The following is a 24,825-nucleotide window of genomic DNA, read 5'->3' as shown; positions in this document are numbered from 1 at the left end:
ATGCCGAGAGCGTTCTGGCGGGGTACCGAGAGGCTGGCGGAAAGGTTTCCGGCGTGGCGCCACCGGCTGGATCAGATGCCGACGAAAGGCCGGATCAGTGGCACGAGGTGGCAGACCAGTTCGAGTAGGTCGAAGGCGAGAGCGAGCATCGGGGTTCACCTCCTCTCCGTGGATGGGATGCCCCACCCCCGGCTCGTAGCAAAACCGGGGGTGGGGCGGGCGCCCCGCGGCTCGGACCGCCTGCGACCGCGGTTGCGTTGCGGGAGAGGGGAGCCGGGCGGGGCGGGTCTGGTGGGGTCAGCGGCTGCGTGAGGAGTCGGGGACGATGCGGCCTAGGGTGATCAGGGCTCGCAGCGCTTGGTCCTTGCGGCGGCAGTAGTCGGTGGCGCATTCGCGGTGTACGCGCATGATTTGGTGGGCCAGGTCGATGGTGGGCGTCGTCGGTAATGCGCCGTGAGCGTTCAACTCCAGCAGTTCACGCACGGCGTCGTCCATCGCTGCCTCCTCGCGGATGGCCGACCGGAGCACGGCCGGGGGATGGAGGCCCCACCCTCGGCCTGGAGGGGCAGGCCGGGGGTGGAGCGGCAGCCCGGCCATCGGCCCGGCGTCTGCGACAGCGCACCGAGGTGGCGGGAGACGGCGGCGGGTCCGGGCTGATGCGGCAAGCTCTGCCCCGCTTGTCAATCGACATCGGAAGGGTTTCGGGGGCGTGCCGCATGTTCGCGGGAGCTGGGGAACTCCGGTTGGAACGACTGTGGCCCCGGGCGTCCGGGTTCGGACGCACAGGGCCACGACGAGTGATATCGAGAAGATTTGGGAGAGTGGGATTCCGGGAGGGTTCCGGGATGAGGGCGCAGCTCTGGCGCTGCACAAAGCTTGGCCTATAGCGCGCACGATGTCAACCCCCGAATACCGAAATGCATAGAAATGCCAGGCAGAGCGGCTATTCGACCCTGCAAACGAAGATCGCCCCATCTCGACAGAGATGGGGCGATAAGCCTCCGAGTCAAATATGTAGTGACACACTGCGTTGCAGCCTTTACCTTCGCTTCCTGTTGTCAGCAGGCAGCCGCCCTCGCGTCGGATATGCCAGGTGTGCGTCCACTACCTCGCCGACCACGAACATTTCCGGCCACTCTGGCGCCCACGGCCCCGGTATCGGCGCGATCTTTCCGGCATCCCTGAGCGTCCGGATCCGCCGGACGGTGAGATTTCGGTACTCCTCGCCCAGTTCCTTTGCCAATGTGGCTATCCCGGACGCGTTGAGTCGATGCTCGCGGGCCTGCTTTACCTTCGTTTCGTCCCACACGATCGGCGCTGCCGGCGGGCAGATGACCCGCAGTGCGGCCTGAACAACTGACCGGATCTCGTCGAGCGCCGTCTCGGCGCCTGCGGTCATAGCGAGTGCGACGAGATTCCGATCGAGCCATCGGGCCAGGCCGGCGGTGGAGGGCGAACCGTCGTAGGCGAGTCCCCGCTCTTCGCAGACCAGACGGGCCCAGGAGACCAGTACCGCGTGGAGTTCGTCGGCCGCGGCGGCCGCGGCGGGGTTGAAGGGCAACGGCTGTTCGCTCGCCCTGCGATCCATCCGGTAGCCGCCGCGAGTGCTCAGCCGTGATTGACGGGTGCGTGTCAGCTCGAGATCGTCAGCGATGCCGGGTATCTCGCGGAGAAGTTCGGCGAGGGCGCGGAGTTGAGAGCGATCCAGGAAGAGGTGGTCGAGGTGCTCGGTCACCGGATGGCCGCCCTGGTGGCAGGAGAGCAGTCGCGGTTGATCGCCTCGGCGAGGCGGCGGGCATGTCCGTGCCGTATGTAGTCGTCGGTATGCCGCCCGTCCACGAGGTAGCCCCGAGCGAAGGCCGCGGCCGAACCCCAGCTTCGCCAGTGCTGCGGCGACCACCATCGTTGCAACCGACGGTGCACCGCCACCTCGACCAGGCTCTCTCCCCAGCGCAGCATGGCCTGCGGGGAGGCGACGCAGAAGTAGGCACTCACGTCGGCGATCGAGCGGAGCGGGTTTCCAGCAGGCAGCGCGGTGATCGGATCGCCCGGCGCCGCGACCCAATACGTCGGAACACCCTCGACATTCCGCTCGCCTGCGATGCCGTACCCGCCCGGATCCGGCCCGAGGCATTGTCCGGCCGGACGCAGGGGATCGGCGATGAGCGCGCACGCGATCACCTCGAGGTGCGGTAGTTCGCCGCGCCCGATCGCGGCGGCGACGTCACCCGCGATGGCCGCGCCTTGGGAATACCCCGCAAGCACCACACGGTTCGGCGTCGCTTCGACGGCGGCGATCAGTGCCCGTCCACCCGCGGCGAGGCTCTCGGCGTACGGAACACTCCTGCCGTAGTCCGCCGGATACGGAACCAGACGCGGGGTGAATCGGTCTCGGTCCAGTTCCGCGGCGAAGGCGGCGGTGACGTTGTCGCCGTGGGGATTCCAGGTACCGCCGACGATCAGGACGTCGATGCGCTCCGGGCTGCGCGCCGACTTCGATACCGACGCCGCGGTAGCTGATCGATCGCCCGAGTGCGCGGTCCCGATCGCGGAATCGATATGATTTCTGTCACATAAAGTTTGAGAAGGACTGTCCGCGAACCCCTTGGCGGCCGCCCGCGGCGACCATCCCCATGATGTCGTCATCACTCCCCCGTCCGCGGGAGCAGGTCCACGGTGCGGCAGCCGACCAGCGTCGCGATGCGAGCCAGTTCGTAGAGAGTGAACGAACTTCGCGCAGCTAACCGGCGTCGCAGGGTTGCTGCCGGTATTCCAGTGTGTTTGACCAGGTCATCTAGGCCGATACCCCCTCGTGCGAGAGCGCATCGCACACGCTCCGCAACCATTAAGTCCAAATGATCCATACGGAGCACTCTAAGGTCCGTATGGACCTTTGCCAACCCCGAATGGATTGCTGCCCGCGCCGGGTGTCGCCCCGCGCGTCGCCGAAACCGACACTCGGCATGTCGTTTGCCAGGTAGCCGTTCGGACCTCAGAATGGTCCATATGGGTGCGAAAGAGACGGCTTCGGGCATCAACCGTGCGGTCGGCAACGAGCTGCGGGCCGCTCGAGCGCGACGGGATCTGACCCGTCAGCAGCTGGCGGGGCTGACCGGCCTGGCCGTCAGCACGATCCAGCGCTTCGAGAACGGTGAACGGTCACCGGATATGCAGCAGCTGCATGCGCTGTGCCAGGCGCTGGAGATTCCCATGCGGGAGTTCGTCACCCTAGCCTTGAAAGGTATCGAGCGGCCGGAGGGCTGAGCAGCCCGGCACGGTCGATGCGATCGACTGCATCCGCAGCCGAGCCCGACGTCCCGGACAGCTGCTCTACACGAACGGTTTCCCCTGGGTCCAGCGGACCCGCGAACGGTGACTCACGCGCAGCGCGAACCGGCCGAACCCTTGACCGCGGATTCGATCGCCACTTCGGCGTATTCGACGACTGCCTGCACAGTGTCCACCCCCATGGCCCAGGAAGTCAGGACTACATCGCACAATGTCGCGGTGCCATGCAGGATTCGGTGTGCCGCCTCGTCACCGATTGCCACCCCCAGCGCTGCCGCGGCTCCCATACTCCGCACCGCTACTAACTCCGTTACCGAGCCGATTCGGTCCACGACCACAGTTCCCCTTCATATCAGTGCTCTGACCTCGAGCGTGACTCTGAAACGAAGGTCGAACTCGCGTCCCAGAATCACGGTAGTTATATCCCATCAACGCCCATGAAGCGCGCCAAAGTGCGCCTGCTACACGATCTTTCGCAGGTGAGACGCTCCACGGCGCCCCCGCTATCCGCTAGCTGAAAGTTCGCTGCAACTGTCCGATTCGCACTGTTTCAGGACGGCGACTTCCGCACTGCGGTGTGGCACTGCGAGGAATGCGCCGGAGCCGTGAAACCCCCTCACTCGCACTTGACGATGGGAATCGGGTCGTATTTCACCGTGCGGGTGGTGCGGGAGACTTCACGTCGGGTTTTGCGGTCGGTGATGACGCGAGTGTCGGAGATGGTGAAACCGGCAGCGCCTTCGGAGGCGATGCAGTCCTTGCCCTTGGGCAAAGTGATGGTGTTGGGCTCGGTCGGTTTGGTCTTCTCGCCGGTGATGGATTCGACGTCCACCGTCTTGGTGCCCCACAGGCGGACGGTCACCTCCGAGTCGGTGACGAAAGCCTCGATGTAAACGCCGGTTTGGCTGTTGTTGCGGAACTTGAGGTCGATCGCGCCGTCGAAGACGGTGGCCTCGCGGGCGGCCGGGTAGCGGGAGATGTAGTAGCTGTGCTCGGTATGGCCCGCGTCTTCCAAACCGGCGAAGTACGCGGCGTTGTAGAGCGTGGTGGCGAACTGGCTGATGCCGCCGCCGACAGCGGTGCTGGGGCGGCCGTGGTCGATGATGCCGGATTCGACATATCCTTCCGCCGTACCGCGCGGACCGGTGAATTCGTTGAGCGAGAACGTTTCTCCCGGCCGCACGATCGCGCCGTTGACCTTCCTGGCCACAGTGCGGATATTGACGCCGGAGGGTCCGCTGAAGCCGCTGGTGGTGAACGAACCCACGGTCTCGACGATGCCGAGCCCTTGCGCCGCCTCGGTGGTCACTTTCGGTTCGATTCGCTCGTAGACCGCCTGGCCGGTCCGCTCGCCCTGGGCGACCAGCAGCGCGTTGAACTGCTCGAAGGTCTTCGGCCAGTTGATCTTGTCGCCGACCACCGCGGGAACGACCGCGGGTCTACCGCCGGTAACGGCGAAGGTAGCGTCCTTCGGCTCGACTTCCGTGGGCGCGAGCTGCGGGACGAGCAGCCCGATCGCGGCATCCTGGTTCACCGACACGGCCAGACCGCCCTGCCCATCCGGCGCGAAGGCGAGCACGGACGCGATCTGTTCCGGTTCGAGTCTGGCGGCGGCGCCCTTGCCCGCGAACGTGATCGGCGCCTGCACCGCGGGCTGCGCGATTTCGCGCAGCGCCTTGTCCACCGCCTCGGGGCGTACGCTCTGCGGCGCGGGCACGACCGGAAGATCCAGTGGCCCACCGCCGATCCAGTTGTCGACCAGTTCGGCACGCGCGGGACCGACGTCGAGCACCCGACCCGGGACCGGCGGCACCGCAACGGGTTTGGCGTTGTCGAAGCTGATGGTGCCCTCGACTGTGGGGCGGTCGTGCACCCGCAATTCGGACAATTGGCGGTCCAATGCCGGTTCGTCGACCGCACTGACGATCGCGACGTCACGGGTGGTGAAGAAGGACGTGAGCCGGGTGAAGGGGCTGAGCGGCTGCGAGCCGATGCGCGACCAAGTGGCGTCCCAGTTCACGGCGAGTCCGGCGGAACTCGGCACGATGCCGGTCTGCACATCGCCGATGCGCAGCGTCAGTTCCCGGCTCGCTCTCGGCTCGAGCTCTGCGCGCAGGCGGGCGTCGGCGGCGGACTTGTCCATGCCGCCGATGTCGACGCCCTCGACGACGATGCCGCGCGGCACCTCGCCGGAGGACAACGCCCAGTCCACGACGTATCCGAGGCCGGCGAGGGCGAGCACCGCGCCGACCGCGATGCCCACGCGGCGCACCACGGTGTTCTCTGCGCGTTTCGGCTGGCTGGAGATCGGACGGCGCCCTGGTGCACGGCGCGGCGGCGGAGGCGACGGCCGCCGCGGGCCGGTGTGCATGGGCTGGGTGGGCATTGCATCGCCACGCCACCCGACCGATTGGTCTGATTCCTGGGGTCGATCCGCCCCGAGGAGCTGGCGCCATCCGACTTCGCCACCCGCTCTAGGGCCGACGTCTCCGGTGCTCGGCTGGCTCGTCACGAACCGTCCTCCACGTTCGATTGAATTGTGGACCCGCAACGACACGAGTCCCCACCAACGATAGTGGCCCCTGCCGACCGGGGTCGGCACAGCACGGATCAGCAGCAAATCCCGCGCAAAAGAGCCGGGTACAGCACGCAAAGAGGCCCGCGCAGTTGCCGGGTCGGGGGTCTGGCAACTGCGCGGAGCCGTCCTGTTTATCGGCGTACCGCACGCGGCGTTACAGCGCCGCACGACCGTGATCGAACCCACGCGGGAGAATCGAGAGGAACCACCCCCGAGCGGCTAGCGCTGGACAGGCGGCTCGCGCTGGACGCCGCAAGACTTCGCACACGAGGGAGATGGATGGCATGCAGCTGGGAATGATCGGCCTCGGCCGAATGGGCGCCAACATCGTGCGCCGGATCGTCGCCGACGGGCACACCGCCGTCGGGTGCGAGCGTCGCGCACAGCACATCGAGGAACTGGGCGCCGAGCTCGGGGACGGCTTCCAGGGCAGCACCGACCTCGCCGAGTTCGTGCGCATGCTGGAGACGCCGCGCGTGGTCTGGGTGATGATCCCGGCCGGCGCCACGAGCGCGGTGATCGATCAGGTGGCCGAACTGCTCGAGCCCGGCGACATCGTCATCGACGGCGGCAACAGCCGCTACCACGAGGACATCGCGCGGGCCGAGCGGCTGCGGCCCAAGGGCATCCACTACGTGGACGTCGGCACCTCGGGTGGGGTATTCGGCCGCACGCGCGGCTACTGCCTGATGATCGGGGGCGAGGCGGAGCAGGTGAAGTACCTGGACCCGCTGCTGAGATCCATCGCACCGGGCCTGGCGGCGGCCGAGCGGACGCCGGGTCGCACCGGCGAGCCGTCCACGGCCGAGCTCGGCTACCTGCACTGCGGACCGGCGGGCGCGGGCCACTTCGTGAAGATGGTGCACAACGGCATCGAGTACGGCGCGATGGCGGCCTACGCCGAAGGCTTGAACATCCTGCACAAGGCCAATTACGGCGCCGAGCACGCGGGCGAGTTCTCCGCGGAGGAGGCGCCGCTCGAGCATCCCGAGTACTACCGGTACGACATCGACGTGCCCGAGGTCACCGAGGTGTGGCGGCGGGGTTCGGTGGTCGCCTCTTGGCTGCTCGACCTCACCGCGGCGGCACTGCACGCCGACCCGGACCTGGAGTCCTACAGCGGCCGGGTGTCCGATTCCGGCGAAGGGCGCTGGACGATCGACGCCGCCATCGATACCGGCGTACCCGTGCCGGTGCTGTCGTCCGCCTTGTTCGCGCGGTTCTCGTCCCGGGGCGAGGCGCTCTACGCGGACAAGGTGCTCTCCGCGATGCGGAAGGCATTCGGCGGCCACGACGAGCTTCCCGGCACGTAGGTGAGCACAACGCGGCCCCCGATCGGGAATTCCGATCGGGGGCCGGTTTCGTTGTGCGTCAGCTAATTCCCGACGCTCGGCGTGGTCAGCGCTCCAGGATGGCGACGACACCCTGGCCGCCCGCGGCGCAGATGGAGATGAGCGCGCGTCCGGAGCCCTTTTCGGCGAGCAGCTTCGCGGTGGACGCGACGATGCGGCCGCCGGTCGCGGCGAAGGGGTGGCCCGCGGCCAGCGATGAGCCGTTGACGTTGAGTTTGCTCCGATCGATCGAGCCGAGCGCGCCATCCAGGCCGAGGCGCTCCTTGCAATAGGCGTCGGACTCCCACGCGGACAGCGTGGCCAGCACCACGGAGGCGAACGCCTCGTGAATCTCGTAGTAGTCGAAGTCCTGCAGGGTCAGGCCGTTGCGGGCGAGCAGGCGCGGCACCGCGTAGGTCGGCGCCATCAGCAGGCCGTCGGGACCGTGGATGTAGTCCACCGCGGCGACCTCGCTGTCGACCAGGTGCGCCAGCACCGGCAGCTTGCGCTCGGCGGCCCACTCCTCGCTCGACAGCAGCACGGCCGACGCGCCGTCGGTCAGCGGGGTGGAGTTGCCCGCGGTCATGGTCGCGTCGCCTGCCTTCACCCCGAAGACCGGCTTCAGCGTGGCCAGCTTCTCGATCGTGGAGTTCGGCCGCAGGTTGTCGTCGCGGGTCAGGCCCAGGAACGGCGTGATCAGATCGTCGAAGAAACCGCGGTCGTAGGCGGCCGCCATATTCGTGTGCGACAGGTAGGCCAGCTCGTCCTGTGCCTCGCGCGCGACGCCGAATTCCTTGGCGGTGATGGCGGCGTGCTCACCCATGGACAACCCGGTGCGCGGTTCGGCGTTGCGCGGGATCTCGATGCCGAGCATGCTCGGGCGCAGCTGGCCGACCAGCTTGAGACGGTCCTTGTTGGTCTTGGCACGGTTGGCGTCCAGCATCCACTCGCGCAGGGCATCGCTAACCCCAATTGGGGCGTCGGAGGTGGTGTCGGTGCCGCCGCCGACGCCTGCCTCGATGCGACCCGCGGCGATCGCGTCACCGACGGTGACGATCGCCTGCAGGCCGGTGCCACACGCCAGCTGCAGATCGTGGGCGGGGGTGTAGGGGCTCAGCTTGCTGCCGAGCACGCTCTCGCGGATCAGGCCGTGCTCGCCGACCCGCTTCAGCACGGCACCGCCGGCGACCATGCCGAGCCGCTCGCCCTGCAGGCCGAAACGGCTGACCAGCCCGTCCAGCGCGGCGGTGAACATGTCCTGGTTGGAGGCGTGCGCGTACGCCTTGTCGGAGCGAGCGAACGGAATCCGGTTGCCGCCCACGATGGCGACCGGGCGGGTCGTCTTACCGGTCTTGGCGGTGCTCTTCGCCGAACGGGCTTTGCTAGTCACTCGAGTCTCCAAGGTCTCGTGGATGGATGTCCCGGCGGCCCGGCTCGGCGTGGCGGACTCCACGCAGATCGGCGCACCGTCGCGGTTGTTTACATTAAACTTACTCTGGAGTAAGTTTAATGTCGACACGTACCCCGCAAAAGTGCGCTAGCAGACCACGCCGGGGCGACCTCCAACCCGAGAGACAGAACTCAGAAAAGGTAGGAATAGTGGCAGCCAGCAAGAACAAGGGTGCTCCCAACCTCTACGGATCGTTCGTACACTCCGCTCCCGGCGCGTTCCTGGCCAGCAAGCTCGGCCTGCCGCAGCCGGAGACCTTGCGCCGCTACGTCAAGGGCCAGTCGCCTTTGCCCGGTCCGGTGCTGCTCGGCGGCAAGGGCCGGGTCGCCGAGCCGGTCCGCGCGCTGCTGTCGGACTACACCTTCGCCGACGCGCTCAGCCCCGAAACCAAGTACGGCGCCCTGGTGTTCGACGCCACCGGCATCGGCACCATCGAGGATCTCTCGCAGCTGTTCGAGTTCTTCCAGCCCGCCATGCGCAGCATCGGCCCGTCCGGGCGCGTCGTGGTCATCGGCACCACGCCCGAGCTGGCGTCCAGCGTGGACGAGCAGATCGCGCAGCGCGCGCTGGAGGGCTTCACCCGCTCGGTGGCCAAGGAGCTGCGGCGCGGCGCGACCGCCCAGCTGGTGTACCTGCACCCCGAGGCGCAGGCCGCCGCGACCGGTCTGGAGTCGACCCTGCGCTTCCTGCTGTCGGCCAAGTCGGCGTTCGTCGACGGCCAGGTCATCCGCGTCGGCAAGGACGAGGCGAGCGCGCCCGCCGACTGGGATCGACCACTGGAGGGCAAGGTCGCCGTGGTCACCGGCGCGGCGCGCGGGATCGGCGCGACCATCGCCGAGGTGTTCGCCCGCGATGGCGCCCAGGTGATCGTGGCCGACATCCCGGCCGCGGGCGAGGCACTGTCGCAGACCGCGAACAAGGTCGGCGGCACCGCGCTCGCGCTCGACGTGACCGCCCCCGACGCCGCGGAGAAGCTGGCCGATTTCGCCACCGAGCGCTTCGGCGGCATCGACATCGTCGTGCACAATGCGGGCATCACCCGCGACAAGCTGCTGGCGAACATGGACGAGGGCCGCTGGAACTCGGTCATCAACGTGAACCTCGCCGCGCCGCACCGCATCACCGAGGGCTTGGTGGCTCGGGGGGCGCTGAAGGAGGGCGGTCGCGTGATCGACGTGTCCTCGATCGCCGGCATCGCGGGCAACCGCGGCCAGACCAACTACGGCGCGTCCAAGGCGGGCGTGATCGGCATGGTCGCCGCGGAGGCGCCGAAGCTGGCGGAGAAGAAGATCACCATCAACGCCGTCGCGCCCGGTTTCATCGAGACCGCGATGACCGCCGCCATCCCGCTGGGCACCCGTGAGGCGGGCCGGTTGATGAGCTCGTTGCAGCAGGGCGGTCAGACCGTCGATGTCGCCGAGACGATCGCCTACTTCGCCAGCCCGGCCTCGAACGCGGTGACCGGCAACGTCGTTCGGGTCTGCGGGCAGAGCCTGATCGGAGCATGATGGCGAACGGCGCAGCGGCGGGGGAACAAACACAGGTGATCACGCTCCGCGAACCGCCGAAGAACAGCAGGCTGTTCGCGAAGGCGGCGCTCGGCGCGGTTCCGCTGCTGTCGGCGCGCAAGCCGACGCTGCCGGACCGGGCCGTTCAGCTGGAGGGGCTGCGGGTCGACCCGGAGCACCTGGCCGCCTACTGCCGGGCGACCGGGCTGCGGTTCGGCGACGCGCTGCCGCTGACCTATCCGTTCATCCTCACCTTCCCGCTTGCCATGCAATTGGTGGTGGCGCGGGACTTCCCGTTCGTCGCGGTAGGTGCGGTGCACGCGGAGAATGTCATCGAGCGCAGTCGCGACATCTCGGTGAGTGAGCCGCTGGACATCCGCACGCACATCGAGAATCTGCGCGAGCACCCGAAGGGTCTGCTCGTTGACGCGATCAGCGACGTCAAGGTGGGACGGGAGCTGGTGTGGCACCAGGTCACCACGTTCCTGCACCAGCAGCGCACCTCGCTGTCGGGCGGGCCCAAGCCGGAGCCGAAGCCGGAGGAGGTACCGCCCCCGCCGCTGCGCACGTTGCGGGTGGATCAGAAGATGATCACCCGGTACGCGGCCGCGTCCGGTGACCACAACCCGATCCACACGTCCGCGCTGGGGGCCAAGGCATTCGGGTTCCCGAGGTCGATCGCGCACGGCATGTGGTCGGCGGCCGCCGTCCTAGGCTCGGTCGAGGGCCGCATTCCGGAGAAGACCACGTATACGGTCAAGTTCGGCAAGCCGATCCTGCTGCCCTCCACCGTGAACGTGTACGCCGACCAGGCCGAAGGCGGCTGGGATCTGGCGCTGCGCCACCCGAAGAAGGGGTACCCGCACCTGACGGCGACCCTTCGCTGAACGACCGGAGCCGCTGCCGGATTCAGGCGAATCCGGCAGCGGCTCCGCTTATTTCACGGTGTTCGTCTCGGGCCCCGTTCAGCAGTCGCAGCCACAATCACAGTTGCAGCAGCCACAGTCGCCGCAATCGCACTCGCCGCAATCGCACTCGCCGCAATCGCTGCAATCGCAGTTCTTGATCCAGGCGTCCTTGCGTTCGCCGGTGCAGGGTTGCGTGTGGTCGGCACAGCAGGCGTACCCGGTGCAGTACCCGCCCAGGACGAGTGCGAGGGATTCACCTATTCCGGGACGGCGGGTCGGTGGACGATGACCGGTGCGGTGCATGCTCGGGCGGACCTCGGCGTGCGGCAGACCGGCCGTGTCATGCGAGATCGAGCAGGTGTGCGCGGCCAATGTCCCGAGGCCGCCGCCGATCCGCCGCAGCACCGAGGTCAGCGGATCGAGCAGCATCCAGCGTACGGTCGGCACCCGGCTCAGCTCGGCCGCCGCGATAGCGGTGCGCAGGCGCGAATTCGACTGCCGCAGCAGGTCGTACGCCTCGGGCAAGGTTGTTCCGGTGGCCGCGAGGGGGTTGAAGTTGTCCCGAGACAAGTCCTCGTCATAGTCCGCGACGGCATCGGCCAGGTGCGCGATCCGTCCGAACTGCCACCCCGCCTCGCGCAGGGCTTCGACATTGTCCGGGCGATCGGCCAGCACGGCCGTGTGGGCGAAGAACGCCGACGCGCACAGCTGAGTGGGTGCGGTGAGCCGGTCCAGCGGATCGGCCGACGGCGCCATAGCCGACTGCCAATGTTGGGACGTGACAAGCGATTCCGGCATCCGCGGCCCGGCGGCACGCGAACCGCCCACGGCGACCGACCCTTTCGCCTCCCGCTCCAGTCGCACTTGGGCGTCGAGCGCGGCGACGAGCGGTTCGACGTCGAGACCGATCCGCGCGGCGCCCGCGCGTGCCTCCCCCGCCCACCGCGTCGCCGCTTTCGCCAGCGGTCGGCGTGCGAGCGCCGCCACGTCACCGTCATCCACGTGATCCCGAATCTTGGCTGCCGCCAACAGCAATGAGGCTGTGGTGGCGAGCTGTACGCCGGGCGCGTCCGCGCTGACCACCGAGGCCCGCCGCATTCCGCGCAGCGGGCACGGTGCAGCCGTGGTGCGCGACGCCGAACCGGACTGCGCCTCGGTGAGCATGCTCAGCACCAGCGCGTCCTTGTTGGTCGTGGCGCGCGCGAGCTGACCATGCCCGTCCCGCAACCCGAGACACAACCCGCACAGATGCGCCTGCCATTCCGTGCTATCGATGCCGTACTTCTGAGCGCCGTGCGCGCACGGCCTGAGCAACCCGAACACTTCCGCCCCGTTCTCCCGGCTCGACCGAATGAGCCGGTCCGCATTTGTCGAACTCACGCACTCTGGCAGGAGGGCGGCGCGGAAGCAACCGGGCTGGGCAAAAGCCGGGCTACTCGGCCTTCTTGCGGCCCGCCAAACCGCGCCAGGCGAGGTCGTCCAGGAGGTCGACAGCTTCGGCGACCTCGATCCGGCCACTGGCCAAACGATCGGCGATGGCCTCGCCCGCGCCGATCACGGCGACCGCGACGACATCGAAATTCGTTCCGGGTTCGGCGTGCTTGGCGCTGGACTCCAGCAGTTTGGCGGTCAATTCGATGACGCGCTCGCGGGCGTTCTCGATCTCCGACGCGAACGCCTGCTGACCGATGGCCTGCCGGTAGAGCACCTGCCAGGAGCGGCGATTGCGGTCGACGAAGCCGAGGAAACCCTCCAGCGCGGTGCGGACCTGCTCGTGCGGCGACAGCAACGGGTTGCCCGCCGGTGCGACGGATTCGATGAAGCGCATCCCCTCGCGCTGGATGCAGGCGCGGAATAGTTCGTCCTTGGAGCCGTAGTACAAATACAGCATCGGCTTCGAGATCTTCGCCTCGGCGGCGATCGCGTCCATCGAGGTGTCGTGGAAGCCTTTACGCGAGAATACCTCCACCGCGGCGTCGAGCATCTGCTGCTCGCGTACCGCTCGCGGAAGTCGCTTCGTTCCGCCTGCCATCCACTCTCCTACCACAGGTGAACCTCATATATTACTCCAAGGTAAGTTCCGGTGGTCCGATTTGCTCACCGGTCGCCCGACTCGGCCGTGCGGCTGCCTCGAGCCTTCGCTCGGCTCGGTGCATCCAGGGACCGCCGTGAGAGGGCCTTCACTCGGCACGCCCGGGGCTGTAGGCGGGCGTCGCCTGGCAGAGTCCTGACGCGGCTGCCTCAGCAGCGCGGCAACGTCCCCTTGAAAGCGCCCATCCGCAGCACCGAGGCATCCACCTGTGCCATCGGCAGGCGTCCACTCGACACCGCCTGCTCCAGCCGGTCGAGCACCCGCGGCACCGCGTCGGTGGTGATCCACAGGGCGTTGTCGGCGCCGGCGACGAGTGCGGCCTCGACCGCGTCCTCGATCGACATCCTCGCGGTGATGGCCGCCATTCCGCCCAGGTCGTCGGTGAAGATCGGTCCCTGGAACGGCGCGGCGCCGTACCCCGTGCCCTCGCGCAGCAGCGTCATCACCTCGGGACTGATGCTGGCCGGGACATCCGGGGTGGTCAGGCCGGGCACGTCCAGGTGGCCGACCATCACCGCCGCGCCCGAGCCGATCAGGTCGCGGAACGGCACCAGGTCCACGGTCTGCAGCTGCGCCAGCGGCGGTGTGCGGACCGCGCCGGTGTGCGAGTCGCCGGAGCCGGAGCCGTGACCAGGGAAGTGCTTCATCACCGTGCCGACACCGACCTCACGCATCGCCCGGATGTACGCGTCCGCGTAGCGGGTGACCACGGCGGGATCGTCGGAGAAGGAGCGGTCGCCGATGACCGTGTCGTCGGGCTGGGAGCTGACGTCGACGTCGGGGGCGAAGTTCACCGTCACGCCGACGTCCTTCAATGCACGCCCCCTGGCCAGCGTCGCGCTGTAGAACTGCTCCGGGCTCATGGTCTGCGCCGTCACCCGCGCGGACGGCGCAGCGCCGATAAGGTCGCGAACGCGGGAGACGCGGCCGCCCTCCTCGTCGATGGTCACCATCAGCGGAACCTTGGCCGCCTCCTTGACCTGCGTGATCTCACCCGACCCGAGTAGCGCCTGGTCGGTCCATCCACCCACGAAGATGCCGCCGACCTGCTCGGTGCGCACCACATTCGTGGCGTCGGCCGCGCCGGTGACGCCGACCGTCAGCAGCTGGGCCAGCTTCTCCCGGGTGGTGAACTGCGCGAGGTACCCAGCGTTGCAGTCCGGCGGCGCCGCGGACGTGACGGGGACCGCGGCGGTCGGCTCATCCGGTGTAGTGGTGCTCGGCGACGCCGAATCGGTGGAACCGCCGTTCGAGCAGGCGGTCGCGACGGCGGCGAGAATGGCGAGGACGAGCAAAGGCGTCTTCCGCATAGAGGTCAACCGTACTCGCCGCGGCGTGGGCGACCGCAGCCGCTGGGGCCTACCGGGCGGGCAACTCCCGGACTCGAATGCAACTGCGATCCAGTCGCGTGTGGCGCGAGTCCGACGCACGGCAATGCCCTTGGCGTCGTGGAGAATCCGTCGGCTACCGCCGAAGTGCCTGTCGCCCTGGCCCGAGCGGCGACCACACGGCCGAGCCGCGGGGTGAACACCGACCGGAGCCGGTACACGGCGCATGATCGACCAGACCGGAGCCGGTTCGACTCGGCCGCCCGAGCGAGCCGTCGGTCGAAACGCCGTCGCGATCGGGCGGCGCGGATCATGGAGTCCGGGCTGCCCGGGCTCGGCTCACGACTCCACCTCGCCGGCGCTCGGCTCCGTCGTGCGCGAGGGCGCGCTGTGTTCCCGGTTCATTCGCTGACGCTCGCTCACGACTCCACCTCGCCGACGCTCGGCTCCGCCGTGCGCGAGGGCGCGCTGTGTTCCCGGTTCACTCGCCGACGCTCGCTCACGACTCCGCCGGTCATACGGTCCGTCCGAGGGGCAAGTCACTGCGACTCGGCCGAATTCATGCAGGTCCAGGCGGTGAAGCAGGCGGGTTCGAGGCGGCCCGGCGGGGTAGTCTCTTGGTATCGCCGTGCGTCTCCCTCAGGAGGTCACCGTGCCCTGCGATCTGATGCTCATCGCCTACGACGGCTCCGAGAACGCCAAGCGCGCCATCGAATACGCCGGGCGGTTCCTCACCGCGAATCGAGCCATCGTGCTGACCGCGTGGGAACCGATGGTGCGTCAAGCCGCCCGGCTCTCTGGGCTGTCGGGTGTCATGCAGCCGGAATGGGTGCCCGATGACGAGATCGAGGACATCGCCTACGTCGACGCACGCGCCGTCAACACCGAGGGCGTGCGGCTTGCCGAGCTGGCGGGCTTGAACGCCGAGGCGCGCACCGCGGAATGCACCTCGACGATCTGGAACGCCATCGTCGACTGCGCCGACGCACTGGACGTCGACATCATCGTCGCGGGCACTCGCGGCGCCACCGGTATCCGTGCGCTGCTGCACAGCAGCGTGGCCGATGCCGTCCTCAAGCACTGCCACCGCCCCGTCCTGCTCGTCCCGCCCGGAAAGCATCCCTGAGCCGCGCGACTGGTGAGACTTGGGTCGCTCGAGGGCGATGGGACACCGATGACGGGGTTAGTTTGGTCCCATGGATGGGTTCCTGCTTGCTCGCGCCGACGGGGTTGTCCGGGGATACGGGAGCCGGGTCGTCTTCGATGACGCGCAGCGCGCGGCCGCGGCGCTGCGGGACGGGAGCGCGGAGCTGGTCGTCGGCGCACTGCCCTTCGATCCGCGCAGGCCCGCCGCCCTGACTGTGCCCGAACGCGCCGAGCACACGGCCGGCCCGTGGCGACCCGCCGCGCTGCCCGATCTGCCCGCGGTCCGGGTGGTCGCCGAAATACCCAGCCCGGCAGAGCATGTCGCGCGGGTGACGAAACTTGTCGAGCAACTGGGTGATCCGGCGCAACCGCTGCGCAAGGTCGTCGCGGCGCGATCGGTGCTGCTGGAGGCCGCATTCGCGCTCGACCCGGAACTCGTCGCCGGACACCTGCTCACCAGGCACCCGCACGCGAACGTCTTCGCCGTCGACCTGACGCCCGCGGGACGTCCCGGTGCGACCCTGGTCGGGGCCACGCCGGAAGTGCTGATCGCCAGGCACGGCGACACGGTCACGCTGCGTCCGCTGGCGGGCACGCTGCCGCGGCTGCCCGACCCGGACGCCGACGCAGCGCAGGCGCGAGAACTGCTGGCCAGCACCAAGAATCGGGCCGAGCACGCGTTCGTTATCGACTGGATCAGGGATCGGCTCGGGCCGATCTGCGCTGAACTGTCCATTCCGGACAGCCCGGAGCTGATCAGCACACCGGAGGTATGGCATCTCGCTACGCCGATCGGCGGACGCCTGCGCGACACCTCGATCACCGCGCTCGACCTGGCGGTGTTGCTGCACCCGACGCCCGCGGTCTGCGGCACCCCGACCGACCTCGCCCTGGACACCATCGCGCACATCGAGGAAGACCGCGGGTTCTACGGCGGAGCCGTCGGCTGGTGCGACGCGGACGGCGACGGGGCGTGGATGGTCGCGATCCGCAGTGCGGAACTCTCGGCCGACGGGCGCACGGTGCACGCGTACGCGGGCGGCGGCATCGTCGCGGCCTCCGACCCGCACGCGGAGCTGGACGAGACTACCGCGAAGTTGCGCACCCTGCTCGGCGCGCTGCACTGCACGCTCCACGCGAAGTGATCTTCCGAATGCCTGTGCACCTGTGTGGCCGGTCACATGCAGGTCAGCGTGTCGGCAGAGTAGATCCGCGGGACAAGTCGATCCGAATTCCGCGGCCTGAACGCATACAAATACCGGACGTCCTGCTAGGTTGACCGGGAACGTGCCTGCATCGACGTATTGGAGTGCCCCGATGAAGTTTGCTGTCCCTGGTGTTGCGAGTGCGGTCGCGGGCGCCGTGCTGGGCGTGATCGGTGTTCTCCTCATCACCATGGCCGTGCAGCAGAACACGCGACCGGAGATCGACCGCAGCGGCGACAAGGACTCCTCGCTGCTGAACAACGTTGAGTACGGCAGCCGCTGACCCGCTGACCTCCCCTTCACCTGCCGACTCGCTCGGATCTTCCGCGGCGCCGGGGCAGCACAGCACCGCGCCGCTCGGTAGACGCTGGTTCGCCGCGACGGTCGTCGCGGCGTTCCTGCTGACTTTCGTACAGGCACCCGGACACACGGTCGCCGACACGAAGTACGACCTTGCGCAGAATCCGCTCGGCTTCCTGGAACGCGCGAGCCATCTGTGGAGCAGCCAGGCGCCGATGGGCCAGGTGCAGAACCAGGCCTACGGATACTTCTTTCCGCATGGCGCTTTCTTCTCGCTGGGCCACGTGCTCGGCGTCCCTGCCTGGGTGACCCAGCGGATCTGGTGGGCGCTGCTGCTGCTCGCCGGATTCTGGGGGATCGTCCGGCTGTGCGAGACGCTCGGCATCGGCACGCGCGGCTCGCGCGTCGTCGCGGCGATCGCGTTCGCGCTGTCGCCGCGGGTGCTGACCACGCTCGGCTCGATCTCCTCGGAGACGCTGCCGATGATGCTGGCCCCATGGGTGCTGCTCGCGCCGGCCGCCCTCGGCATCGCCCAGCGGGACCGGCGGCGCGGTGGAGCCACGTCGCCCGCGGGCAGCGCGCTGGCCTTGGCCCTGATGGGCTCGGTCAACGCGGTGGCGACGGTGGCCGCCTTCCTGCCCGCGCTGCTCTGGTGGGCCTCCTACCGGCCGAACCGGCGCTGGTGGCGCTTCACCGCGGCCTGGCTCCCGCTGCTCGTGCTCGCCACGTTCTGGTGGGCGGTGCCGCTGCTGCTGCTCGGCAAGGTGAGTCCGCCGTTCCTGGACTACATCGAATCCTCGGGCGTGACCACGCAGTGGGCCTCGCTCGGCGAGGTGCTGCGCGGCACCGACAGCTGGACGCCGTTCGTCTCGCCGGAGCGCATCGCGGGCGCGGTGCTGGTGACCCAGCCCGCGGCGGTCCTGGCGACCGGCTTGGTGGCGGCGGCGGGCATGGCGGGCTTGGCCCTGCGGTCCATGCCGTACCGGGGCAGGCTCGCGCTGATCTTGTGCGTCGGGCTGGTCGGCATCTGCGCGGGGTTCGTCGGCGAGCTGGGCGGGCCGTTCGCCGAGTCGGTGCGTGTCTTCCTGGATTCCGGCGGCGCTCCGCTGCGCAATGTGCACAAGCTGGAGCCACTGATCCGCATCCCGCTCGTGCTCGGTCTGGCTCAGCTGCTGGCTCGGGTGCCGCTGCCGGGCTCGGTGCCGATGCCGGTCTGGCGCGGCGCGTTCGCCCATCCGGAGCGGGACCGCGCGGTCGCGGTCGCCGCCCTGATCCTCACCGCGCTGGCCCTGTCCACGTCGCTGGCCTGGACCGGCAAGCTCGCGCCGCGCGGCGCCTACGACCGGGTGCCCGCCTACTGGCAGCAGACCGCGGACTGGCTGCGAGACAATGCCGCCGACACCCGCGCCTTGGTGGTGCCAGGCGCTCCGTTCGGCAGCCAGGTCTGGGGACTGACCCGCGACGAACCCCTGCAAGCGCTGGCCGGCACGCCGTGGGCGGTTCGCGACGCGGTGCCGCTGAACCCGCCCGGCACCATCCGCGCCATGGATTCGGTGCAGCGGCTGATCGCCGACGGCAGGCCCTCGACCGGGCTGGCCCCGACGCTGGCCGCCCAGGGCATCGGCATCGTGGTGCTGCGCAACGACCTGGACCCGGAAACCTCCCGCTCCACGCGGCCGATGCTGGCCCACCAAGCGCTGGACGGCTCGCCCGGGCTCACCAGGGTCGCCGAGTTCGGCAACCCGATCGAATCGCTGGTGATCGCCGACGGCCTGGTGGCCGACGGCGACCTGCGCCCGCCGTACCCGGCGGTCGAGATCTACCGGGTGGACGCACGCGGTCCGGGAACGCCCGCCGAGGTGCGCGGCGGCACCGGCGCACCGGAGTCGTTCCCCGGGGCGTACACCGTGCCGCTCGGCGACGTGCCGGTCGTGCAGGGCGGGCCGGAAGTGCTCGAACGAATGCACCGCGACCACGCCGCCGCCGAGACTCCCACCGTGCTGGCCGCCGACGCGACCCGAGCCGGGCTGCCCATCGGCCCGGTGACCGTCACCGACTCCCCGATGGATCGGGAAGCCGATTTCGGCCGGGTGGACAACCACAACTCGGCGCTGCGGGCTCCCGATGACGCGCGCCGCACGCACAACCTGGTCCCGGACTATCCGGTGCCCGGCGCGGAGCTGGTGCGCGGCGAATGGTCCGGCGCGACGATCACCGCGTCCAGTTCGGCCGCGGACGCCACCCAACTCGGTGGTGCGGCGCCAGGCAGCTCGACCGCGGCTGTCGTGGACGGCGATCCCGCCACCGCCTGGATCAGTAACGGCATCGAGCGCGCGCTGGGACAGTGGCTGCGGCTCGACCTCGATCGCCCGCTCGAGACCGGGCAGCTGAGCCTGACCACCAGCTCGGCCGCCATCGGCGATCCGGTCAAGTGGATCGAGGTGCGCACCGCCAACGGCACCGTCTCGGCCCGGGTGCCCGAACCCGGTGCGCCGGTCTCGGTTTCGCTGCCCGCGGGCAAGACCGACTGGCTCACCATCACCGCCATCCGCACCGAAGGCGGCTCTCTCGGCGGGCAATTCGGCATCAGCGAACTGACCCTGGACGACTATTCCGAGCGTGACGCGCCGGTCCGCGTCGATATCAGGCATCGGACGGTGTTGCCGCCCACTCCGGTGGGCGCGCAGGTGCGCGCGTGGGATCTGGGCCAGGAATTCCCCGGCCGCAGCGCCTGTTTCGACGCGCCCGACCGCGTGCGGTGCAGCAAAGGGCTCGCGTTGGCGCCGGAGGAACCGGGAACGTTCCAGCGCACGCTCGAGGTTCCCGAACCGATGACGGTCACTCCGGAGCTGACCGTCCGGACCAGGCAGGGGCCCGCGCTGGAAGCGCTGCTGACCGACCGCGGCCGCCCGGTAGCCAGGGGCAAGGCCGATGTCGGTGACCTGCGCGGGGCCGCGTTCGCCACGACCGATGGCGATCCACGCACGAGCTGGACCGCGGTGGAGGACTCGGTCCGCAATCCGACCGGCGGCAGGCCGACCCTCACGATCGAGCTGCCCGAACCAGCGCTGGTGACCGGGTTGGAGCTGACCCCCTCGCTCGGCGGCCTGCCCGCGGCCCCGACCTCGGTGACGGTGAATCTGGGCGACGGCCCGCAGGTGCGCGAGCTGGAAGAAGCCGACCCGGGCACGCCGGCGCGCGTCTCTTTGCACCCCACCGTGACCGACCGGATCGAACTCAGCATGCGCACCTGGCGACCGGTGCTGGACCAGACCGCGCTCGGATTCGCCCAGACCCAACCGTCCGGCCTGGCGGAGGTGACGGTGCTCGGACCGGACTACCCCGAGCCCGCGCCGCTGGATCGTGAACTCACCGTCCCGTGCGCACTTGGACCGACGATCGAGGCCGGCGGCCGGATCCTGGCCACCACCGTCACCGCGACCGCCGCCGAATTGCACTCCGGCGCACCGGTTCCCGCTCGCGTCTGCACCGACGCGGCCGAGACGCCGGGCGAGCTGACGCTGCCGCAGGGCCGGGTCGACGTGTCGGTCGGGCCGACCGATCTGTTCGTCGTGGACCGTCTGCGCTTGGACCGCAACGGGACGGAACCTGCCCCCGCGCCCTTGTCCGACGCGGGCACACGGTTGCTCGTGCTTCCCCTGAGCACCAACGTCGGTTGGCATGCGACCACCGCGGACGGGCGCGTGCTCGAGCCGGTGGTGGCCGACGGCTGGCAGCAAGCCTGGCTGCTGCCCGCCGACGCCACCGGCCCGGTCACCGTCTCGTTTCCGGTCGACCGCTGGTACCGCCTCGGCATCTTCGGCGGCCTGCTGCTGCTCATCCCGCTCGCCGTTCTCGCCACTCCACGTCGGGAGCGCACGGCGAGGCGACTGGATGTCACCGCGGCCGAGCACACTCGCAGGGTCTCGGATGCGCTCGCCACCCAACAGAACTCGCCTGCGGATTCAGCCCTGGCCACTTGGGGCCGGAGGTGGATGGGCGCGGCCGGGCTCGCCGGTGCGACCACGCTGATCGCGGGCCCGGTAGGTGCGATTGTCACGGTGATCGGCTTGGGCGCAACGCGTTTCAGGCCACGCACGGCCCCCCGAGCGCTCGTCGTCGTGGCGGGAGTGGGTACCGCGCTGTCCGCCGCCGCGCTGTCCACCGGCCCATGGCGCTCACCCGACGGTTATATGGGCGGGTCCCTGCTGGTGCAGCTGCCCGCGCTGATCGCGGTCATCGCGGTGGGAATCGCGGCGCTGCCTCAGCGCGAAAACCGGCCGGACACGAGACGGTCGGCCGAGTCCGGAAACGAGATCAGCCGACCGGCCCCCGACTGATCGACCGGCTATCGGGTGCGGTCACCGGGCCCTCCGGGCTTGCTCGGCGCGTGCGGGCATCCACGTGTCGCTGGTAGACGCCTGTCGCGGGACATGGGTGGAGATCGCGCCGCACCGCGATGAGGACCACTGCCTTTACCGCTGGCGCACGGTCGGGGTTCCGCGCGCGAAGGCGCGCATTCGCCGTGCGCCGCAACGCCAGTCGTTGCTAACGTGACCCCGCGTGAACACCTGTGCCGAATGCGGTTTCGTCTACGACTTGGCTTCGGCGGCCGAGGTGCCGCCACTGGCGCGGGAACACGCAGTGGAGTACGCGGACTTGCTCGGCGCGGATATCGGCAAGTTACGGCAGCGCGGCAAGCCCGACGTGTGGTCGCCGCTGGAATACGCCTGCCATGTGCGGGATGTGCTGCTCGCCCAGCGCGAGCGTGTGCTGGGCGCGCGCCGCTCGGAAAATCCGGTCGCCACGCCGATGGGCCGGGACGAGCGGGTCGAGCACGACGGCTACGCGGAGCAGGCTCCCGCGGACGTGGCCCGCCAGATCCGCGACGCCGCGCTGCTGTTCGCCAACGTGCTGGAGCGACTCGGCGACGAGGACTGGGAACGCACCCTGAGCTTCCCCTATCCCGAGCCCGCGGATCGCTCGCTGCGTTGGCTCGCGCTGCACACCTTGCACGAACTGCGCCACCATCTGCTGGACATGCACCGGCAACTGGACGGCTGACGCAGCGCCGCGGATCAGGGTGCGGGCTGCGGCTGTTCGTCCCGCTTCACCCGGTCCCGTTTGCGGACCCAGCGCCGCACCGGCTCCTCGACCAGCGCGTAGCTGGCTGCGGCCACCGGGAGGGTGATCGCGACGGTGAGCACGAGGACATAGACGAAGTCCCCCGAGAAGGGCAGGATGCCGAACACCGGGAACACGATCGTCAGCACCGCAAGATGCCAGATGAAGATGCCGTAGGACCAGCGCCCGAGCGTCGCGGCCACCGGCGACTCCAGCCAGCGGTGCGGCCGCGCCGCCGGGTCCCGCAGCACCAGCGGCGCGAGCAAGGTGAAGCCGATGATCGCGCCCAAGCCCATCTTCACCACGTACTGCCAGGGTTCGGCTCTGGTCAGCCCGGCCGGTCCGGCGAGATCAGTCGCCGCGAGCAGGAATGCGACGGTCGCGACCGTCCACATCAACGGCTGATTCCCAGCCACCTTCCACCACCGTGATAGCCGAACGCTATGGTCGGCGAGTTCGGCGAGCAGCATGCCCGCTGCGAACCACGGCAAATAACCGGGCAGCCAGTTGTCGGCATGGATCGCGTCCGGCGTCGGCACCGGAATGAAGTTCCAACCGAGACTGATCAGGGCGCCGGCGAGCAGCACGGGGATCCGCCAGCGCGCCGCCGCGCCGCGCAATCGAACCAGCGCGAAGGCCAGCAACGGCAACACCAGATAGAAGGCCACCTCGACCGAGAGACTCCACATCTGGGTCAGCCCGTCGGTCAGCGTCAGCGGCACGAACACCTGCAGCAGCGCCAGGTTCGACACCCACACCCGCAGTCCAGCGGTCCCCGCCGCACTGGGCAGCAGCACCAGGACCACAGCCACCACGACCCAGTAGGCCGGCAAGATGCGCGCGGCGCGATGTCGCAGGTAGTAGCCGGTTGGCGGGGCCGTGTCGAGGCCGCGCGCGGCCGCGGCGTGCGGACGCCAGAGCAGGAATCCGGACAGTGCGAAGAACACCGCGACCGCCATGTCGAACCGTCCCCACACCCGCCCGATCACCGGCGTTCCCGAGGCTCCGGTCTGGAAGGCGACATGAGTCAGCAGCACACCGAGAGCGGCCATTCCGCGCATACCTTCCAGCGCGGGAACGAACGCCCGCGGGCGCACCCGTTCGGTGGCCCGTTCGGTTGCCGGTGCGGTAGTGGGCAGCGTCGCGGTCATCAGGCTCCAGTCTGCCTCGCGAATTCACAGTTGATAACCCGACGTTTCAGATTTCGCGCTAAACTCGGGCGATTTCTCGGCCGTTTCCGGCCTCGACGCCGCATGGTACGACATCGGGCTGTTAGTGTCGGGGCTCACGAGTGCCGCGGGCTGCCCGCAGTGCTCACCGGAACGGCCTGTGTTCTACGACGAGGAGAGTTTGCATGGCACTGAGTGCCGGTACCAGAAGGACGGTGGCCTGCCTGCTGGTGGGTCTCGGCGCGCTGCTGATCGTCGCCGCACTGATGATCCCGACCTACACCGTCGACAAGCTGGCGAAGACTCCCCTCGATCTGGAGATCACCACGATCGCGACGAATCAGCCCGGTGAGGACAGCCTCGTGCTCGACTCCAAGTCGCTGACCGCGCCGGAGGGTTCCGCCAAAGTCGACACCAACGTCCCGCTCGTCTCGCAGCGGTTCCTCACCGTCGAGGACCCGGCCGATGCCGAGAAGATGACGGTGCAGGCGGGCCAGACGCTGCGGCGCATCGACAAGCAGGGCGACACCGGCCTGCTGACCGCCACCATCGACCGGGTGACCATCGACCGGGTGACCGGCATGCCGGTCTCCACCGAGCCCAACGGCTCCATCGCGGTCACCACCACCAAGGAAGGCGAGAGCATCGCCGACCCGGTGCAGCACACCGGCCTGCAGTACCGGTTCCCGATCGGCACCGAGAAGAAGACCTACCCGTACTTCGATCTCAACGTGCGCAAGACCTACGACGTCAACTTCGTCGAAGAGACCGAGATCAACAGTCTGAAGGTCTACCACTTCCAGATGTCGGTGCCCGCCACCAACTTGAACGACGTGGTCCAGTCGCCGACCAACCGGCTGAGCCTGCCCGCCGCCAAGTGGGGCGTCGAGGGCGGCGAGGAGCCGGTGACCATGTACCGGTACTACACCAACACCCGTGACCTGTGGGTCGAGCCGGAGACCGGCACGGTGGTCAAGGGCGGCGAGGCGCTGCACCTGTACTACTCGCGCACCGCGGACAAGGCGGAAGTCACCGCGCTGAAGTCGCACCTCGTGTTCGACGAGAACACCGTCGAGTCGCAGGCCTCGGTGGCGAAGGAGAACATCGACAAGCTGGCGCTGTACGGCCGGATCATGCCGATCGTCCTCGGCGTCCTCGGTGTGATCGCGCTGATCGCAGGCGTGTTCCTCGGTGTCCGCGGCGGGCCGGCCCCGGCGCGCGCACGCACCGGCGGCGCCCCGGGCCAGCGTCCTGGCGGCCCCGCCCCTCGGGGTGCGGCCGGTCGCGGCGGCGATGACGCGCCCACCGAGCAGATCCGGATCGACAAACAACCCTGATCCGGCTGATCACCACCTGATTCGGCTCCCCCGCCTTCCGGCTGGGGAGCCGAATTCGTTC

General features: G+C 69.1%; 20 protein-coding genes. 10 read left to right on the top strand and 10 right to left on the bottom strand.

The annotated features are described in order from the left end of the window. Positions 1-297: 297 nt before the first annotated feature. The 3 genes from IU459_RS01830 to IU459_RS01820 all read right to left on the bottom strand — a co-directional run bounded on the left by IU459_RS01830 (position 298) and on the right by IU459_RS01820 (position 2,646). The gene (locus IU459_RS01830) at positions 298-495 is read right to left on the bottom strand and encodes a hypothetical protein (RefSeq protein WP_195127643.1); all 198 of its coding nucleotides are present in this window, start codon (positions 493-495) and stop codon (positions 298-300) included. Positions 496-1,039: 544 nt separating this feature from the next. Next, on the bottom strand, positions 1,040-1,735 hold the full coding sequence (locus IU459_RS01825; RefSeq protein ID WP_195127642.1) for a hypothetical protein: 696 nt from the start codon (positions 1,733-1,735) through the stop codon (positions 1,040-1,042). Continuing rightward, positions 1,732-2,646: an alpha/beta fold hydrolase gene (locus IU459_RS01820; protein WP_195127641.1), complete on the bottom strand. Its 915-nt coding sequence runs from the start codon at positions 2,644-2,646 to the stop codon at positions 1,732-1,734. The genes IU459_RS01825 and IU459_RS01820 overlap by 4 nt, the downstream gene beginning before the upstream one ends. Positions 2,647-3,006: 360 nt before the next feature. Between IU459_RS01820 and IU459_RS01815 the strand changes: the two genes are divergently transcribed. Continuing rightward, positions 3,007-3,264 (top strand): helix-turn-helix domain-containing protein, encoded by a 258-nt coding sequence (locus IU459_RS01815; RefSeq protein WP_195127640.1) that lies wholly within the window; start codon positions 3,007-3,009, stop codon positions 3,262-3,264. Between the two features lie 113 nt (positions 3,265-3,377). Here IU459_RS01815 and IU459_RS01810 read toward each other — a convergent pair whose 3' ends face one another. After that, a complete protein-coding gene (locus IU459_RS01810) occupies positions 3,378-3,575 on the bottom strand; it encodes a hypothetical protein (protein WP_195127639.1) in 198 nt (65 codons plus the stop codon). A 329-nt stretch (positions 3,576-3,904) separates the two neighbouring features. After that, a complete protein-coding gene (locus IU459_RS01805) occupies positions 3,905-5,674 on the bottom strand; it encodes a VanW family protein (protein ID WP_195127638.1) in 1,770 nt (589 codons plus the stop codon). Between the two features lie 476 nt (positions 5,675-6,150). On the opposite strand from IU459_RS01805, the gene gnd reads away from it, so the two are divergent. Further along, positions 6,151-7,179, top strand: coding sequence for a phosphogluconate dehydrogenase (NAD(+)-dependent, decarboxylating) (gnd, locus tag IU459_RS01800; protein ID WP_195127637.1), 1,029 nt, complete (start codon positions 6,151-6,153; stop codon positions 7,177-7,179). Positions 7,180-7,264: 85 nt separating this feature from the next. On the opposite strand, the gene IU459_RS01795 is transcribed toward gnd, so the two are convergent. Beyond that, positions 7,265-8,587 (bottom strand): acetyl-CoA C-acetyltransferase, encoded by a 1,323-nt coding sequence (locus IU459_RS01795; RefSeq protein WP_195127636.1) that lies wholly within the window; start codon positions 8,585-8,587, stop codon positions 7,265-7,267. A 209-nt stretch (positions 8,588-8,796) separates the two neighbouring features. Here IU459_RS01795 and IU459_RS01790 point away from each other — a divergent pair, with 209 nt between their 5' ends. Together IU459_RS01790 and IU459_RS01785 are read left to right on the top strand one after the other, a co-directional pair. Further along, positions 8,797-10,155 (top strand): 3-oxoacyl-ACP reductase, encoded by a 1,359-nt coding sequence (locus IU459_RS01790; RefSeq protein WP_195127635.1) that lies wholly within the window; start codon positions 8,797-8,799, stop codon positions 10,153-10,155. Further along, entirely contained in the window at positions 10,152-11,042 is an 891-nt protein-coding gene (locus IU459_RS01785) for a MaoC family dehydratase (protein ID WP_228837174.1), read from the top strand. Before IU459_RS01790 ends, IU459_RS01785 begins: the two co-directional genes overlap by 4 nt. Before the next feature lie 78 nt (positions 11,043-11,120). On the opposite strand, the gene IU459_RS01780 is transcribed toward IU459_RS01785, so the two are convergent. The 3 genes from IU459_RS01780 to IU459_RS01770 all read right to left on the bottom strand — a co-directional run bounded on the left by IU459_RS01780 (position 11,121) and on the right by IU459_RS01770 (position 14,465). Further along, positions 11,121-12,443, bottom strand: a complete 1,323-nt coding sequence (locus IU459_RS01780) for a DUF5685 family protein (protein WP_324198699.1) — start codon at positions 12,441-12,443, stop codon at positions 11,121-11,123. A gap of 52 nt (positions 12,444-12,495) precedes the next feature. Further along, positions 12,496-13,095 carry a TetR/AcrR family transcriptional regulator gene (locus IU459_RS01775; RefSeq protein WP_195127634.1) on the bottom strand — a complete coding sequence of 200 codons (600 nt, stop codon included), beginning with the start codon at positions 13,093-13,095 and terminating at the stop codon, positions 12,496-12,498. A 209-nt stretch (positions 13,096-13,304) separates the two neighbouring features. Beyond that, a complete protein-coding gene (locus IU459_RS01770) occupies positions 13,305-14,465 on the bottom strand; it encodes a glycoside hydrolase family 3 N-terminal domain-containing protein (RefSeq protein ID WP_195127633.1) in 1,161 nt (386 codons plus the stop codon). A gap of 670 nt (positions 14,466-15,135) precedes the next feature. Between IU459_RS01770 and IU459_RS01765 the strand changes: the two genes are divergently transcribed. The 5 genes from IU459_RS01765 to IU459_RS01745 all read left to right on the top strand — a co-directional run bounded on the left by IU459_RS01765 (position 15,136) and on the right by IU459_RS01745 (position 22,198). Further along, positions 15,136-15,609: a universal stress protein gene (locus IU459_RS01765; RefSeq protein ID WP_195127632.1), complete on the top strand. Its 474-nt coding sequence runs from the start codon at positions 15,136-15,138 to the stop codon at positions 15,607-15,609. 70 nt (positions 15,610-15,679) lie between these two features. Beyond that, the gene (locus IU459_RS01760) at positions 15,680-16,774 is read left to right on the top strand and encodes an isochorismate synthase (RefSeq protein WP_195127631.1); all 1,095 of its coding nucleotides are present in this window, start codon (positions 15,680-15,682) and stop codon (positions 16,772-16,774) included. A gap of 172 nt (positions 16,775-16,946) precedes the next feature. Beyond that, the gene (locus IU459_RS01755) at positions 16,947-17,117 is read left to right on the top strand and encodes a DUF2613 domain-containing protein (RefSeq protein WP_084496880.1); all 171 of its coding nucleotides are present in this window, start codon (positions 16,947-16,949) and stop codon (positions 17,115-17,117) included. Then, positions 17,098-21,474: an alpha-(1->3)-arabinofuranosyltransferase domain-containing protein gene (locus IU459_RS01750; RefSeq protein ID WP_440446450.1), complete on the top strand. Its 4,377-nt coding sequence runs from the start codon at positions 17,098-17,100 to the stop codon at positions 21,472-21,474. The genes IU459_RS01755 and IU459_RS01750 overlap by 20 nt, the downstream gene beginning before the upstream one ends. 223 nt (positions 21,475-21,697) lie before the next feature. After that, the gene (locus tag IU459_RS01745; RefSeq protein WP_195127630.1) at positions 21,698-22,198 is read left to right on the top strand and encodes a DinB family protein; all 501 of its coding nucleotides are present in this window, start codon (positions 21,698-21,700) and stop codon (positions 22,196-22,198) included. A gap of 14 nt (positions 22,199-22,212) precedes the next feature. Here IU459_RS01745 and IU459_RS01740 read toward each other — a convergent pair whose 3' ends face one another. Beyond that, positions 22,213-23,409: an acyltransferase family protein gene (locus IU459_RS01740; protein ID WP_195127629.1), complete on the bottom strand. Its 1,197-nt coding sequence runs from the start codon at positions 23,407-23,409 to the stop codon at positions 22,213-22,215. Positions 23,410-23,612: 203 nt separating this feature from the next. Here IU459_RS01740 and IU459_RS01735 point away from each other — a divergent pair, with 203 nt between their 5' ends. Next, positions 23,613-24,764, top strand: a complete 1,152-nt coding sequence (locus IU459_RS01735) for a DUF3068 domain-containing protein (RefSeq protein WP_195127628.1) — start codon at positions 23,613-23,615, stop codon at positions 24,762-24,764. The last annotated feature ends 61 nt before the right edge of the window (positions 24,765-24,825 follow it).

This window comes from Nocardia amamiensis (assembly GCF_015477605.1).
GTDB classification, from domain to species: Bacteria; Actinomycetota; Actinomycetes; order Mycobacteriales; family Mycobacteriaceae; genus Nocardia; species Nocardia amamiensis_A.
This window is presented reverse-complemented; position numbering and strand designations above follow the sequence as displayed.